Raw genomic sequence first — 13674 nt, 5'->3', positions numbered from 1 at the left:
TTCTACCGATCCCTTTCGACAATGAACCATGCCAGCGCACGCAGCAGGTCCGCTTCCTCCCCATAGGAGGACAGAAACTGCACCGCCTGCTCGACCAGCATATGCGCCTGCTCGCGCGCCCGCTCCGGCCCGAGCAGCGAAAGGAAGGTCTCCTTGCCCGCCTGCTCGTCCTTGCGCAGCGCCTTGCCCGCCGCTTCCTCGTCGCCCTCGGCATCGAGCAGATCGTCGGCGATCTGGAAGGCAAGCCCGATATCGCGGGCATAGCCGCGCAAGTGCGAGCGCCCCTCGGCCGGAATGCGCCCGATGATAGCGCCCATTTCCACCGCCGCGCTCAGCAGCGCGCCGGTCTTCAATTGCTGGAGCCGGGTCACCGTCGGCAGATCGAACGAAGCGGTCTCGGCGGCGATATCCATCATCTGCCCGCCGGCCATGCCGTTCATGCCGCTGGCGAGCGCCAGCGTGCGCACCAGTTCGATCCGCACGAACGGATCGCCCGACAGGTTGGGATCAGACAGCACCTCGAAGGCAAAGTCGTGCAGCGCGTCTCCCGCCAGCACTGCCGTCGCCTCATCGAAGGCGACATGCAGCGTCGGCTTGCCGTGGCGCAGCGCGTCGTCATCCATGCACGGCAGATCATCGTGGATCAGCGAATAGACGTGGATTGCCTCGATCGCGGTGCCCACCCGGATCGCCATGGAGCGGTCCGCGCCAAACAGGCTGGCGGTGGCCAGCACCAGCAGCGGGCGCAGCCGCTTGCCGCCGCCGATCGCGGCATAGCGCATCGCCTCGATCAGCCTATCGCGCGGGTCGTTCGCCAGCGGCAGCAGCGCATCGAAGCTGCTGTCGATATCCTCGGCGATGCGCACCAGCGCCGGGCGCAGCAGGTCCTGCCAGGGCCCCGTCCGTTCCATCGCGGTCATGCCCCGGCGTTTCCTTCATCAAACGGCTTGATGCCCGCAGCGCGTCCCTGCCCGTCCGTGACAATCGCCTCGATCCGCGCCTGCGCCGCATCCAGGCGCTTCTGGCAATGCGCGCGCAGCGCATCCCCCCGCGCGTAGAGGTCGATTGATTCGTCGAGCGGCGCCTCGCCGCTTTCCAGCCGGCGGACGATATCCTCCAGCGCTTTCAGGGCTTCCTCGAAACTCAGCGAGCCGATGTCGGGTTGGTCTACCATCGCGTGCCAGCATTGACGGGCGAGCCGCAGCCGGTCAAGCTTCGAGGCAGGGAGACCGTGGATGCAACTCGTAATCGCCTATGTCGTGGCGGCCCTCGTGTTCGGGGCGCTCGATGCGCTGTGGCTCGGCTGGGCCGGGCCAAACCTCTACCGGCCGGCACTCGGAGACCTGCTCGCCCCCACCTTCCGCCTTGCGCCAGCGGGCATTTTCTACCTCGTTTACCTTGGCGGCATGGTCTGGTTCGCGATCCGTCCCGGCATAGCAGGGGGCCTTGGCGCCGCAGCGCTCAACGGCGCCCTGCTCGGCGCGCTGTGCTACGCGACATACGATTTCACCAATCAGGCCACGCTCGCCCGCTGGCCAAGTTACGTGACCGCAATTGATGTCTGCTGGGGCGCCTTCGCCACCATGACCGCCGCAGTTGCCGCCACTTGGGCCGCACGCGCTTTCGCCGGCTGAGGCCCCATGTTCGTCGGCCATTTTGCCCCCGCCTTCATCGCCGCCACGGCGCGCAAGGCTCCGCCGCTCGGTGTGCTGATGGTCGGCACCCAGCTCATCGATTTCGGCTTCTTCACCTTCGCCCTTCTCGGCATCGAGCATTTCCGCATGGTGCCGGGGATCACCGCCAGCAACTGGCTCGATCTCTACGACATGCCCTATACGCACAGCCTGTTCGGCACCGGCGTATGGGCGGCAGGCTTTGCGGCACTGGTCTGGCTGATCTGGCGCAGCGCCGCCGCCGCTCTGCTCGCCGCCGCCGCAGTGCTCTCGCACTGGCTGCTCGATCTTCTCGTCCATCGGCCCGATCTCACGCTGGCGGGATCGCCGCCCCTGCTCGGGTTGGGACTGTGGGACCTGCCGCTGGTCGAAAAGCCGCTGGAACTCGCTCTCATCTACGGCGCGCTGGCGTTCTATGTCTGGCGCACGCGGCCTGTTTCGCCGCGCGCCCGATGGGCGCTGGGCGTGCTGGCCGTGGTGCTCGCGCTGGTTCAATCGATCGACTGGTTCGGCGCTCGCACGACTGTGGTCGATGCCAGCCTGCCGCTGACCGCGCTGTTTGCCTACGTTCTGATTTCGGCGCTTGGCGTTTGGCTGCAATCAACCCGGCAAAACCGCTTCTCTTGAGACTCGCCTTGGCCGCGCTCCGTCGCTAAAGCCCCCCGCATGGCCGAGATCACCGCAGAAACCGTCGCCGCCCACGGGCTGTCCGAGGAAGAATACGCCCGCGTGCTTCACGCGCTGGGGCGCGAGCCGAACCTCGTCGAGCTCGGCATCTTCTCGGTGATGTGGTCGGAGCACTGCTCCTACAAATCGAGCCGCATCCACTTGAAGAAGCTGCCGACCGAAGCACCTTGGGTCATCTGCGGGCCCGGCGAGAACGCGGGCGTGATCGATATCGGCGACGGGCCGGACGGCACCAAGCTCGCCGCCATCTTCAAGATGGAGAGCCACAACCACCCCTCCTACATCGAGCCTTACCAAGGCGCAGCGACGGGCGTGGGCGGCATCCTGCGCGATGTGTTCACCATGGGCGCGCGCCCGGTCGCCAACATGAACGCGCTGCGTTTCGGCCGGCCCGATCACCCCAAGATGAAGCACCTCGTGCAGGGCGTCGTCGCGGGCATCGGCGGATATGGCAACTGCGTCGGCGTGCCGACCGTTGGCGGCGAGACCAACTTCCACCCTGCCTATGACGGCAACATCCTCGTCAACGCGATGACTGTGGGCGTCGCCGATCAGGACAAGATCTTCTATTCCGCCGCCACCGGCATCGGCAATCCGATCGTCTACGTCGGCTCCAAGACCGGGCGCGACGGCATCCACGGCGCAACCATGGCCAGCGCCGATTTCGGCGAGGATTCGGAAGCCAAGCGTCCCACCGTGCAAGTCGGCGATCCCTTCACCGAAAAGCTCCTTATCGAAGCGTGCCTCGAACTCATGGCGACCGACGCCATCGTCGCGATCCAGGACATGGGCGCGGCTGGCCTTACCTCCTCGTCGGTCGAAATGGCGACCAACGGCAAGGCTGGCATCGTGCTCGACATGGACAAAGTGCCGTGCCGCGAAGAGGGCATGACGCCCTACGAGATGATGCTCTCGGAAAGCCAGGAGCGCATGCTCATGGTGCTGAAGCCCGGCAAGGAAGCCATGGCCGAGGCGATCTTCAAGAAGTGGGAACTCGATTTCGCGGTCATCGGCGAAGTGACCGATACCGGGCACATGGTCCTCACCTTCCAGGGCGAGACGGTGTGCAACATCCCGCTCGGACCCCTTGCCGAAGATGCCCCGCTCTATGATCGTCCGGCGCTGAGCCTTGCGGACTACAAGGCATGGGCCGGGGTGAAGCCGCTCGGGAACGTGCCCGCAAGCGCGGACCTGGGCGCGGACCTCCTCAAGCTTATCGGCAGCGCCGATCTCGCCAGCCGCCGCTGGATCTGGGAGCAGTATGATTCGCAAGTCGGCGCGGACACGCTGCAGAAGTCGGGCGGTGACGCCGCCGTCGTGCGCATCCACGGCACGCAGAAGGCGCTCGCGATGAGCACCGACTGCACCCCGCGCTATTGCTTTGCCGACCCATACGAAGGCGGCAAGCAGGCTGTGGCCGAAACCTACCGCAATATCTCGGCGGTCGGCGCCAAGCCTTTGGCTATCACCAATTGCCTGAACTTCGCCAACCCCCAGCGCCCCGAAATCATGGCCCAGATCGTCGAAGCCCTGCGCGGCATGGGCGAAGCCTGCCGCGCGCTCGACTATCCGATCGTGAGCGGCAACGTCTCGCTCTACAACGAGAGCAAGGCGACCGGTGGCGGCTCCGCCATCCTCCCCACCCCAGCGATCGGCGGCGTCGGCCTCATGGAAAACCATGAAACCATGGCGAAGATCGCGTTCAAGGCGGACGGCGAGGCCATCTTCGTGATCGGCCACAGCGATGAAGGGACTTTGGGGGGCCACCTCGGCCAGTCACTCTGGCTGCGCGAAATCCACGGCCTCGAGGACGGCCCGCCCCCGCCGGTCGATCTCGCCGCCGAACGCGCCCACGGCGAATTCGTGCGCAGCCTGATCGCCGCCGGAAAGGTCAGCGCAGTTCATGACGTTTCAGACGGCGGCCTGCTGGTAGCCCTTGCGGAAATGGCGCTCGCCAGCGGTATCGGCTGCATGCTCGAGGAAATCGGCGATCACTTCACCGCCTTCGGTGAGGATCAGGGCCGCTATATCGTGACGAGCGCGGTGGCCGAGACAATTCAGGCCGCCGGCATCCCGATGACCCGCATCGGCACCACCGGCGGCACCGCCGTCAGCGGCCCGGGGTTTGCGGTGGAAATCGCGGCGCTGCGTGAGGCCAACGAGGCGTTTTTCAAGGATTGGATGGAGGGGTAAAGAACCCCTCCGACCTGCCTGCGGCAGGCCACCTCCCCATTTGCCCTGCGGGAAAATGGAGAGGATCAGGCAGGCAGCGCTTCTATCTTCCTCTCCATTTTGGCTAAGCCCAAATGGGGAGGTGCCTGAGCGGAGCGAAGGCGGAGGGGTTCTTTACGCCGCCTTCTTGCCCAGCAGGTCGTAGGGATCGACCCCCATCGACTGCCACACCGCATGCGCCGCACGATAATGCATCGCGGGCGTGATGTTCAGGCGGCGGCGCACTTCCTGCAGCGGCAGCGGCAAGAGTTCGGTGATTGATTGCTCGACCAGACGCGGGCAAGCCTTGCCCAGCCCTTGCGCCTCGCGGATCGCACGCAGCACCGGGGCGCTGCTCTTGACCTGCTTGCCGATGTTGAGCCCAGCCATATAGCCAATGAACAGGTGCGCCGGCGAAGGCTGCTGGCTGTAGGTGAATGCCAGCACGCAGGCCTCGCCCAGCGCATCGCGGCCATAGCCGGTGAGAACATGAAGCATATCATGCACATCTCGCATGCGGTTCATGTACCACTGGAACTGGTCGTTATACTTGGGCTTGTCCTTGGCGAAGCGCTGGAACTCCTCGACGAGGCCCGCCGCGGTGAGCCCTTCCTTCTCCATGAAGTCGCAATAGGCATGCGCAAGCGAGCCCTCCGGCATCCGCCGCAGCGCCGCGTGATCATCGAGGATCGTCGGCAGATCGGGTTCCTTCACCCGGATATCCATGCCGCGCTCCGAAGTCAGGAACCGCTCGCCGGACTTGCGCAGATCGCGCCACGGCAGCGCCTCGAAGATGTAGAACACCTCCTCGGTGTTTTCCTTGTCCTTCAGCAGTTCGCGGAAATGGTGCAGCGCCTTGGCTGGCCGCAGACGCAGCTGCGGCCGCCGCTCGTCGAACAGCGGCAGCTGCAGGAAATCGCGTGAGGTATCAGCTTCGAAACGGGCAGTCAGAGCGTTCACGCAGGCCTCCGCAGAATCAGGTTCTGCGGCACTACTAACACCAGTGTTAATATCGCGTCAAGACACCACCCAGTTCTCCCGCGCAATGCCATAAAGCGAAAGGATCGCGGTCAGATCGCCCCGCTCGATCCACCCATCCGCTGCCGCGCGCGCCTTGGGCTTGGCGCGATAGGCGATGCCATGGGTCGCCGCCTCCAGCATCGGAATGTCGTTCGCGCCGTCGCCGGTCGCCAGCGAACCCGCGCCCTCGCCCAACAGCGCTGCCTCATCCAACAGCACCTTGCGCTTGACCGAACTGTCGACGATCCCGCCGACCACGTCGCCCGTCAGCTTGCCGCCGTGCACGCCCAGCCGGTTCGCCACGACATGCTCGAAGCCCAGTTGCTCCGCCACCGGATCGGCAAAGGCGTGGAAACCGCCGGTCACCAGCACCGTCCGCGCGCCCAGCGCCTTCAAGGTCGCAACCAGCGTGCGCGCACCGTCCATCGGGCGGATGCGCTGTTCAAGGCACTGCGCAATCGCGCTTTCGGAAAGGTCCTTCAGCAGCCCCACGCGTTCACGCAGCGCCGCCTCGAAATCGAGCTCGCCCCGCATCGCCCGCTCTGTGATCGCCGCGATCCGTTCCTTCAGCCCTGCAAAATCCGCCAGTTCATCAATGCATTCCTGCCCGATCATGGTCGAATCCATGTCCGAGACAAACAGCCGCGGCACTTCGATGGCTTCGCGCGAAAGCAGGAGGTCAGTGCTCGGGAAGCACTGGTCCAGAATGCGCCGAACTGCGCCGACATCGGGCGCTTCCGCTTCCTCGATCAGCTCCATCTCGAGCACGTCCTCGACTTCCGCGAGCATGCCCGCGCCGGCCACTTCCCAGCCCGCGTCCTCGATCTGCTCCATGGCGAGCGCAAGCCGATCACCTAAGGTGTCACCAAGCGTCTCGGGCTCTGCTATCAGCCGTGCGATGAGCACCGATCATTCCCCTTCAAGCGCGGCCAGCCTGCCGCCGCTCGCGCTCATTGCAGGGCCGACGGCCAGCGGCAAGAGCGATCTCGCCGTGCGCACCGCGCTTGCCGCCACAGGCAAGGCCGTGGTCATCAATGCCGATAGCGCGCAAGTCTACGCCGACCTCACCGTCTTAAGCGCCCGCCCCACGGCAGACGAGATGCGCGGCGTCCCCCACCGCCTGTTCGGCGCGTGGGACGGGGCCGAGGCCTGTACCGCCGCCGATTGGGCCGCCGCTGCCCGCACCGAAATCGCCGCCGCGCACGGGCAAGGTGCGCTCCCCATCCTCGTCGGCGGCACCGGACTTTACATCCGCACCCTGCTCGATGGCATCGCCCCCGTGCCCGCCATCGATCCCGAGGTGCGCGCCGCCGTGCGCGCCTTGCCGGTGGAGCAAGCCTATGCCGCCCTCACCCGCGAAGACCCGGAGCGCGCCGCCGCGCTCGCCCCGGCCGACAGCGCGCGCGTAGCCCGCGCGCTCGAAGTCGTGCGCTCCACCGGTCGCCCTCTTGCGGCATGGCAAGCCGAGCGTACCGGTGGCATCGGCCACGCCGTAGCGCTGCGCCCGCTGATCCTGATGCCCGATCGCACATGGCTCTATGAACGCTGCGACCGCCGCTTCGCGCAGATGTGGCGCGGCGGCGCGCTCGCCGAAGTCGAGGCGTTGCTGGCCCGCAATCTTGATCCCGCCCTCCCCGTGATGCGCGCCATCGGCGTGCCGGAAGTCACTGATTTTCTTGCCGGCGCGTGCTCCGAAGCCGAGGCCATCGCGGCAGGAAGCCAGGCCACGCGCCGCTATGCCAAGCGGCAATACACCTGGCTGAGGCATCAACCACCCCCCGCGTGGCCGCGCATCACGTTGCAAAATTCCCCATCAGGCACCTTGATTGAAGCATTATTACGCGATTAGCGATTGACGCGGCATTTTATGTCGTATACCCCACACTCACCGCCGGGTAAGACCTCCAGTCCCACCCGCGGCATGCTTGGCCCGGTGCAGTCTGCCTCTGCTCCGGGCCGCATTTTTTCCGGGTTTTCGTGGGATTCGGCCCTTGATCCGGCAGATTTTGGTTTGAACGGCGCGGCAGCACGGCTAACGCGCCGGTTCGCAGCGGCATCCGGGGCAAGACCCAGTAGGGAACACCGGGCCGGGAAGGGAATTGAGCGTGAAGAACGAGCGCAGCGGCGCAGAGATTCTTGTCGAAAGCCTGGTTGCACAGGGAGTCGAATGCGTGTTCGGCTATCCCGGCGGTGCGGTGCTGCCGATTTACGATGCCCTGTTCGGTGAAGAGCGCATTCGCCACATTCTCGTCCGCCACGAAGCAGGCGCCGCCCATGCCGCGGAAGGCTATGCCCGCGCTACCGGCAAGCCCGGCGTCGTGCTCGTCACTTCCGGCCCCGGCGCTACCAACGCGGTCACCGGCATTGCCGATGCTTTCATGGATTCGATCCCGCTTGTCGTCATCACCGGCCAGGTGCCTACCGCGCTGATCGGGTCTGATGCGTTCCAGGAATGCGATACCGTCGGCATCACGCGCCACTGCACCAAGCACAACTATCTGGTGAAGGACCCGGCCGAGCTTGGCGAAGTCGTCGCCGAAGCCTTCCGCATCGCCACGCAGGGCCGCCCCGGCCCGGTCGTGATCGATATCCCCAAGGACGTCCAGATCGGCCTCGCACCGTGGACGGGCAAGCCGCTGCGCGAACGCACGCGCTACACCCCGCAACTGGAAGCCGCCCGCGAGGATATCGCCCAGGCCGTGCAGATGATCGCCGCCGCGCAGGCGCCGATCTTCTACACTGGCGGCGGCGTGATCAATTCAGGGCCCGAGGCGGCCGCCCTGCTGCGCGAGCTGCAGGCCCTCACCGGCGCGCCCGTCACCTCCACGCTCATGGGCCTTGGCGCCTTCCCGGCAGAACATCCCGCCTGGCTCGGCATGCTCGGCATGCATGGCACTTATGAAGCCAACATGGCGATGAACCGCGCCGACCTCATCGTCGCTATCGGCGCCCGCTTTGACGACCGCGTCACCGGTCGGCTCGATGCCTTCTCGCCGAATTCCAAGCGCATCCACATCGATATCGACCGCGCCTCGATCAACAAGACGGTGCGCGCCGATCTTCCCATTGTCGGCGATTGCGCGAAGGTGCTGAAGCAGCTTCTTGGCGCGTGGCACGAAGCTCGCCACGAAGCGGCGGACCTCACCGAATGGTTTACCCGCATCGATGGCTGGCGCGCGCGCAAGTCCCTCGCCTATCCGCACCGGAGCGAGGCGATCATGCCGCAATATGCGGTCGAGCGGCTCTACGAGCTGACGCGCAGGCACGATCCGGTCATCACCACCGAAGTCGGCCAGCACCAGATGTGGGCGGCGCAGTATTTCCACTTCTCCGGCCCCAACAAGTGGCTCACTTCGGGCGGCCTCGGCACGATGGGCTATGGCCTGCCCGCCGCGATCGGCGCGCAAGTCGGCTTCCCCGATGCGCTCGTGATCGACATCGCGGGCGATGCCTCGATCCAGATGAACATCCAGGAGCTCGGCACCGCCACGCAGTATCGCCTGCCGGTCAAGGTCTTCGTGCTCAACAACGAATGGATGGGCATGGTCCGCCAGTGGCAGGAACTGACCTACGAAAGCCGCTATTCGAACTCCTATTCGGACAGCCTGCCCGATTTCGTGAAGCTCGCCGAAGCCTATGGCTGGAAGGGCATCCGCATCACCGACGAAAGCGAGCTCGATGCCGGCATCCAGGCGATGATCGACCATCCCGGCCCGGTCTTCGTCGATTGCCTCGTTGCCAAGGAAGTGAACTGCTACCCGATGATCCCGAGCGGCGCGGCGCACACTGACATGATCCTGTATGGTGACAGCGTGTCCGGCACGATGGACGACGCCGCCAAGGCGCTGGTCTGAGGGGAGCCGAGCCATGACCGCTGAAACGACCATCGCCGCTGCAGAGCGCCACGTCCTCACCATCACCGTCGACAACGAAGCCGGTATTCTCGCCAAGATCGCGGGCCTGTTCACCGCGCGCGGCTACAATATCGACAGCCTGACGGTGGCAGACATCACCGATGGCCATGATGTCAGCCGCATCACCATCGTCACCCACGGCCCGCCCGAAGTGATCGACCAGATCCGCGCGCAGCTCGAACGCCTCGTGCCCGTGCACAAGGTCGTCGATCTCACCGAAGTCGGCCCTTACGTCGAGCGCGAGCTCGCGCTCATCAAGGTTGCGGGCAAGGGCGAGAACCGCGTCGAGGCGCTGCGCCTCGCCGATGTTTTCCGCGCCAAGGTCGTCGATACCACGACCGGCAGCTTCGTCTTCGAACTGACCGGCGCGCCCGAGAAGATCGACAGCTTCGTCAGCCTGATGAAGGAGCTCGGCCTCGTCGAGGTCGGCCGCACCGGCATCGTCGGCATGATCCGCGGCGCGCAGGCGGCTTAGAAACTACGGAAATTCGAGAACCAACAGCAACCGAACCACCAAACACCCGTCACCCTGAACTTGTTTCAGGGTCCATCGTGCCGCAAGCACGGTCTTCTTACGGAAGGCCACAGCGCGGGCGGAAAGATGGATACTGAACCAAGTTCAGCATGACGCCCAAGACGCGAGGGAAGCATACTATGAAGGTCTATTACGACGCCGATTGCGATCTGAACCTCATCACGGACAAGAAGATCGCTGTCCTCGGCTACGGCTCGCAGGGCCACGCCCATGCCCAGAACCTGCGTGACAGCGGCGTCAAGGACGTCGCCATCGCACTGCGTGCCGGTTCGGCCACCGCCAAGAAGGCCGAAGCCGCCGGCTTCAAGGTCCTCTCGAACGCCGAAGCAGCAGCCTGGGCCGATATCCTCATGGTCCTCGCACCCGATGAGCATCAGGCCGCGATCTACGCCGAAGACCTTCATGCCAACATGAAGCCCGGCGCGGCGCTCGCCTTCGCCCACGGCCTCAACGTCCACTTCGGCCTGATCGAGCCGCGCGCCGATATCGACGTGATCATGATCGCGCCCAAGGGCCCCGGCCACACCGTCCGCAGCGAATACGTGCGCGGCGGCGGCGTCCCCTGCCTCATCGCCGTCCATCAGGACGCGACCGGCAACGCCCACGATGTCGGCCTCGCCTATGCGAGCGGTGTCGGCGGAGGCCGTTCGGGCATCATCGAGACGAACTTCAAGGAAGAGTGCGAAACCGACCTGTTCGGCGAGCAGGCCGTGCTGTGCGGCGGCATCACCCACCTCATCCAGGCCGGGTTCGAAACGCTGGTCGAAGCCGGCTACGCCCCCGAAATGGCCTATTTCGAGTGCCTGCACGAAACCAAGCTGATCGTCGACCTGCTTTATGAAGGCGGCATCGCCAACATGCGCTACTCGATCTCGAACACCGCCGAATACGGCGACATCACCACGGGTCCGCGCATCATCACCGACGAGACCAAGGCGGAAATGAAGCGCGTTCTGGCCGACATCCAGTCGGGCCGCTTCGTGAAGTCGTTCGTGCTCGACAACCGCGCCGGCCAGCCGGAATTGAAGGCCGCCCGCAAGGCCGCGGCAGCCCACCCGATCGAGAAGACCGGTGCCCAGCTGCGCGCGATGATGCCGTGGATCGGCGCCAACAAGCTGGTCGACAAGGCCAAGAACTGATCCGAAAATGCGGAAGGGCGGGCCCGTGCGGTCCGCCCTTCGACGAACGACATAAGGAAACCGCCCACCGGCGATTGTGGATTTACCCCCAAACCGATACCTCCAGTTTCGAAGTATCGGGCAATTTTGAAGTATCGGGGAATTCACAGAAATGACGTTTCGGTCTGGCGCGGCGGCGCTCGCATTGCTGCCGCTGTGCGCCGCATCAGCCCTGCCCCTGAAGGCAGAACCCATAGCCCCCGATACCTGCAGCCTTGCTCTCACCGCCCGTTTTGTGGGCGCACGGGCCATTGCCGAGGTGCGCAGCACCGTGGGCCAGGTTGCCCGCCCTCATCCCGTCCGCTGGATCGCCCCTGGGCAGGCCATCACGCTCGATCAGAATCCCGATCGGCTCAATGTGATCATCGACGAGACCGGGCGCATAGCCGTCATGCGCTGCGGCTGATCGCGACGCGCTTGCCATCAGCCATCCTGCTGTGGCAGCCACTCCGGCACACTCGCACCGGAGATCGCCCGTGATCCGCTTCCCCCGCGCCGCACGCACCACCCTGACGCTCGCCCTGCCCCTCGCGCTGGCCGCGCTCGCCGCGCCGTCGCTCTCGCAGATGCCCAGCACGCCCCCGGGCACGCTCGACAAGTCGCGCGTCACCGCCGGTAACTACACCGTCGATGCCACCCACTCGATGATCGCGTGGCGGGTCAACCATCTCGGTTTCAACGATTATTTCGGCTTGTTCGGCCAGCTCGGCGGTTCGATGACGTTCGATCCCGCCAATCCCGCAGCCGCAAAGCTGACCGCGACGATCCCGGTCTCGAAGGTCGTCACGGTAGATCAGGCGCTCACCGCGCACCTCCTCAAACCCGGTGCCGATGGCGGCAAGGCCGATTTCTTTGGCGCCAACGCGGCCGACGCCGTCTTCGTCTCGACCAAGGTGATCCCCGGCGCAGACGGCCTGAGCGCCACGGTCGAGGGCAACCTCACACTCAATGGCGTCACCAAGCCCGCCACGTTCACCGCGAAGTTCAGCGGCGCTGGGACCAATTTCTTCAACAAGGCAGCCACAATCGGCTTCCACGGCGAATCCACGATCAAGCGCAGCGATTTCGGCCTCGGCTTCTTCGCCCCGCTGGTGGCCGACGAAGTGAAGCTCGAAATCACCATCGCCTTCGAGAAGAAGGGCTGATTGCCTGTGCTCTCTCCCCTTCAAGGGAGAGAGCTTAGAAACTACCGCATCAGCGCAAACGCAGTCCGCAGCTCTCCCACGAAAGCTGCGGGCTGCTCCCACGCGGCGAAGTGCCCGCCCTTGGCCATCTCGCCCCAGTGGACGATCTTGGCGCAGTGCCGCTCCATCCACTTGCGCGGCGTCGGTAGCACTTCCTTGGGGAATGCACTTACCGCTATGGGCATCGCGATATCCCCGCCGCCCGCGCTGCCAAAGCTCTCCCAATAGAGCCGCGCCGAAGAAGCGCCCGCCGCCGGCAGCCAATAGAGCATGATATTGTCGAGCATCGCATCCCGGCTCAGCGCGCTTTCGGGCATGCCGTCGTGGTCGGTCCAAGCCCACATCTTTTCATAGATCCAGCCCGCCAGCCCCACTGGCGAATCGACAAGCGAATAGCCGATCGTCTGCGGCCGGGTGGATTGCTCTTTGGAATAGCCCGAATCCCAATCCTGATAGTACTTCAGCGCGCCCAGCGCCTTGAGCTCCGCCGGCGAAGGGTCCGCCATATCTTCCGGCAGCGGCCGCGAAATCGGCATGTTGAGGTGGATGCCCGCACAGCCCTCGATGGCCTGAATGCCGATCTGCGTCGTCACGATGGAGCCCCAGTCGCCCCCTTGCGCAAACCACCGCGCATAGCCCAGCCGCGCCATCAGCACGCCCCAGCCTCTCGCGATCTTCTCGACGCCCCAGCCGTGCTTCTCCGGCTTCCCCGAAAGACCAAAGCCCGGCAGGCACGGGATCACCAGATGAAAAGCATCCGCCGCCTTCCCCCCATGCGCTTCCGGATCGGTCAGCGCATCGATCACGCCGCGAAACTCGAGGATAGAGCCCGGCCACCCATGGGTCATGATCAGCGGCGCAGCATCCTCATGCTTCGATTTCACATGCAGAAACCGGATCGCCACCCCATCGATGGTCGTCGTGAAGAGCCCCAGCCCGTTCAGCCAGTTCTCGCACTTGCGCCAGTCATACTCATGCCGCCAATAGCGCACGAAATCCTGCAACGCCGCCAGCGGCACGCCTTGCGTCCAATCGTCCACCGCCTCGCGCTCCGGCCAGCGCGCCATATCGAGCCGCGCATGCAGATCATCCAGCGCCGCCTGCGGAACGCGGTATTCAAACGGCTCGACTGCTTCAGACATCATGCTCTCCTTTTGCATTCATTCTGGACAAGCGCAGCGCCTTTCACCATAGGCTAAACGCATGATCCGCGCTCTGGACTTTACCCTGCGACTTATCCGCCCTTGGGCGTGAAGCAAGGCGGCCGATAGG

General features: G+C 65.1%; 14 protein-coding genes. 9 read left to right on the top strand and 5 right to left on the bottom strand.

Going from position 1 to position 13674, the window contains the following annotated elements; all coding sequences use genetic code 11:
- Positions 1 to 2: 2 nt before the first annotated feature.
- Positions 3 to 920 (bottom strand): polyprenyl synthetase family protein, encoded by a 918-nt coding sequence (locus ACODS2_RS11025; protein ID WP_298171079.1) that lies wholly within the window; start codon positions 918 to 920, stop codon positions 3 to 5.
- Complete coding sequence (locus tag ACODS2_RS11020; RefSeq protein WP_488998839.1) at positions 917 to 1174, bottom strand: exodeoxyribonuclease VII small subunit; 258 nt, start codon at positions 1172 to 1174, stop codon at positions 917 to 919. Before ACODS2_RS11020 ends, ACODS2_RS11025 begins: the two co-directional genes overlap by 4 nt.
- Positions 1175 to 1235: 61 nt before the next feature.
- Here ACODS2_RS11020 and ACODS2_RS11015 point away from each other — a divergent pair, with 61 nt between their 5' ends.
- Genes ACODS2_RS11015 through purL form a run of 3 tightly spaced genes read left to right on the top strand, consistent with a single transcriptional unit; the run spans position 1236 to position 4553 of the window.
- A complete protein-coding gene (locus tag ACODS2_RS11015) occupies positions 1236 to 1634 on the top strand; it encodes a DUF2177 family protein (RefSeq protein ID WP_488998838.1) in 399 nt (132 codons plus the stop codon).
- Between the two features lie 6 nt (positions 1635 to 1640).
- The gene (locus ACODS2_RS11010; protein ID WP_488998837.1) at positions 1641 to 2300 is read left to right on the top strand and encodes a hypothetical protein; all 660 of its coding nucleotides are present in this window, start codon (positions 1641 to 1643) and stop codon (positions 2298 to 2300) included.
- 39 nt (positions 2301 to 2339) lie between these two features.
- Positions 2340 to 4553, top strand: coding sequence for a phosphoribosylformylglycinamidine synthase subunit PurL (gene purL / locus ACODS2_RS11005; protein ID WP_488998836.1), 2214 nt, complete (start codon positions 2340 to 2342; stop codon positions 4551 to 4553).
- 153 nt (positions 4554 to 4706) lie between these two features.
- Here purL and ACODS2_RS11000 read toward each other — a convergent pair whose 3' ends face one another.
- The gene (locus tag ACODS2_RS11000; protein WP_488998835.1) at positions 4707 to 5531 is read right to left on the bottom strand and encodes a Coq4 family protein; all 825 of its coding nucleotides are present in this window, start codon (positions 5529 to 5531) and stop codon (positions 4707 to 4709) included.
- 57 nt (positions 5532 to 5588) lie between these two features.
- Positions 5589 to 6497 carry a phosphoserine phosphatase SerB gene (serB, locus tag ACODS2_RS10995; RefSeq protein ID WP_488998834.1) on the bottom strand — a complete coding sequence of 303 codons (909 nt, stop codon included), beginning with the start codon at positions 6495 to 6497 and terminating at the stop codon, positions 5589 to 5591.
- On the opposite strand from serB, the gene miaA reads away from it, so the two are divergent.
- From miaA to ACODS2_RS10965, 6 genes are all read left to right on the top strand, one after another.
- The gene (gene miaA / locus ACODS2_RS10990; RefSeq protein ID WP_488998833.1) at positions 6490 to 7440 is read left to right on the top strand and encodes a tRNA (adenosine(37)-N6)-dimethylallyltransferase MiaA; all 951 of its coding nucleotides are present in this window, start codon (positions 6490 to 6492) and stop codon (positions 7438 to 7440) included. The genes serB and miaA overlap by 8 nt on opposite strands.
- Before the next feature lie 256 nt (positions 7441 to 7696).
- Entirely contained in the window at positions 7697 to 9445 is a 1749-nt protein-coding gene (ilvB, locus tag ACODS2_RS10985) for a biosynthetic-type acetolactate synthase large subunit (protein ID WP_488998832.1), read from the top strand.
- A gap of 13 nt (positions 9446 to 9458) precedes the next feature.
- Positions 9459 to 9980, top strand: coding sequence for an acetolactate synthase small subunit (ilvN, locus tag ACODS2_RS10980; protein WP_488998831.1), 522 nt, complete (start codon positions 9459 to 9461; stop codon positions 9978 to 9980).
- 179 nt (positions 9981 to 10159) lie between these two features.
- Positions 10160 to 11179: a ketol-acid reductoisomerase gene (ilvC, locus tag ACODS2_RS10975; protein ID WP_298167267.1), complete on the top strand. Its 1020-nt coding sequence runs from the start codon at positions 10160 to 10162 to the stop codon at positions 11177 to 11179.
- Between the two features lie 151 nt (positions 11180 to 11330).
- Positions 11331 to 11624: an I78 family peptidase inhibitor gene (locus ACODS2_RS10970; protein WP_488998830.1), complete on the top strand. Its 294-nt coding sequence runs from the start codon at positions 11331 to 11333 to the stop codon at positions 11622 to 11624.
- A 70-nt stretch (positions 11625 to 11694) separates the two neighbouring features.
- Positions 11695 to 12363, top strand: a complete 669-nt coding sequence (locus tag ACODS2_RS10965; RefSeq protein ID WP_488998829.1) for a YceI family protein — start codon at positions 11695 to 11697, stop codon at positions 12361 to 12363.
- 41 nt (positions 12364 to 12404) lie between these two features.
- On the opposite strand, the gene ACODS2_RS10960 is transcribed toward ACODS2_RS10965, so the two are convergent.
- On the bottom strand, positions 12405 to 13544 hold the full coding sequence (locus ACODS2_RS10960; protein WP_488998828.1) for an epoxide hydrolase family protein: 1140 nt from the start codon (positions 13542 to 13544) through the stop codon (positions 12405 to 12407).
- Between the last annotated feature and the right edge of the window lie 130 nt (positions 13545 to 13674).

Source organism: Novosphingobium sp. FG137, from assembly GCF_057809735.1.
The sequence above is the reverse complement of the archived record's forward strand: the minus strand, read 5'-3'. Positions and strand labels throughout refer to the sequence as shown.

What these genes read in the sequence shown, in the direction of transcription:
- ACODS2_RS11025 (WP_298171079.1), bottom strand. Translation starts at nt 920, where the DNA reads ATGACCGCGATGGAACGGACGGGGCCCTGGCAGGACCTGCTGCGCCCG.
- ACODS2_RS11020 (WP_488998839.1), bottom strand. Translation starts at nt 1,174, where the DNA reads ATGGTAGACCAACCCGACATCGGCTCGCTGAGTTTCGAGGAAGCCCTG.
- ACODS2_RS11015 (WP_488998838.1), top strand. Translation starts at nt 1,236, where the DNA reads ATGCAACTCGTAATCGCCTATGTCGTGGCGGCCCTCGTGTTCGGGGCG.
- ACODS2_RS11010 (WP_488998837.1), top strand. Translation starts at nt 1,641, where the DNA reads ATGTTCGTCGGCCATTTTGCCCCCGCCTTCATCGCCGCCACGGCGCGC.
- purL (WP_488998836.1), top strand. Translation starts at nt 2,340, where the DNA reads ATGGCCGAGATCACCGCAGAAACCGTCGCCGCCCACGGGCTGTCCGAG.
- miaA (WP_488998833.1), top strand. Translation starts at nt 6,490, where the DNA reads ATGAGCACCGATCATTCCCCTTCAAGCGCGGCCAGCCTGCCGCCGCTC.
- ilvN (WP_488998831.1), top strand. Translation starts at nt 9,459, where the DNA reads ATGACCGCTGAAACGACCATCGCCGCTGCAGAGCGCCACGTCCTCACC.
- ilvC (WP_298167267.1), top strand. Translation starts at nt 10,160, where the DNA reads ATGAAGGTCTATTACGACGCCGATTGCGATCTGAACCTCATCACGGAC.
- ACODS2_RS10970 (WP_488998830.1), top strand. Translation starts at nt 11,331, where the DNA reads ATGACGTTTCGGTCTGGCGCGGCGGCGCTCGCATTGCTGCCGCTGTGC.
- ACODS2_RS10960 (WP_488998828.1), bottom strand. Translation starts at nt 13,544, where the DNA reads ATGTCTGAAGCAGTCGAGCCGTTTGAATACCGCGTTCCGCAGGCGGCG.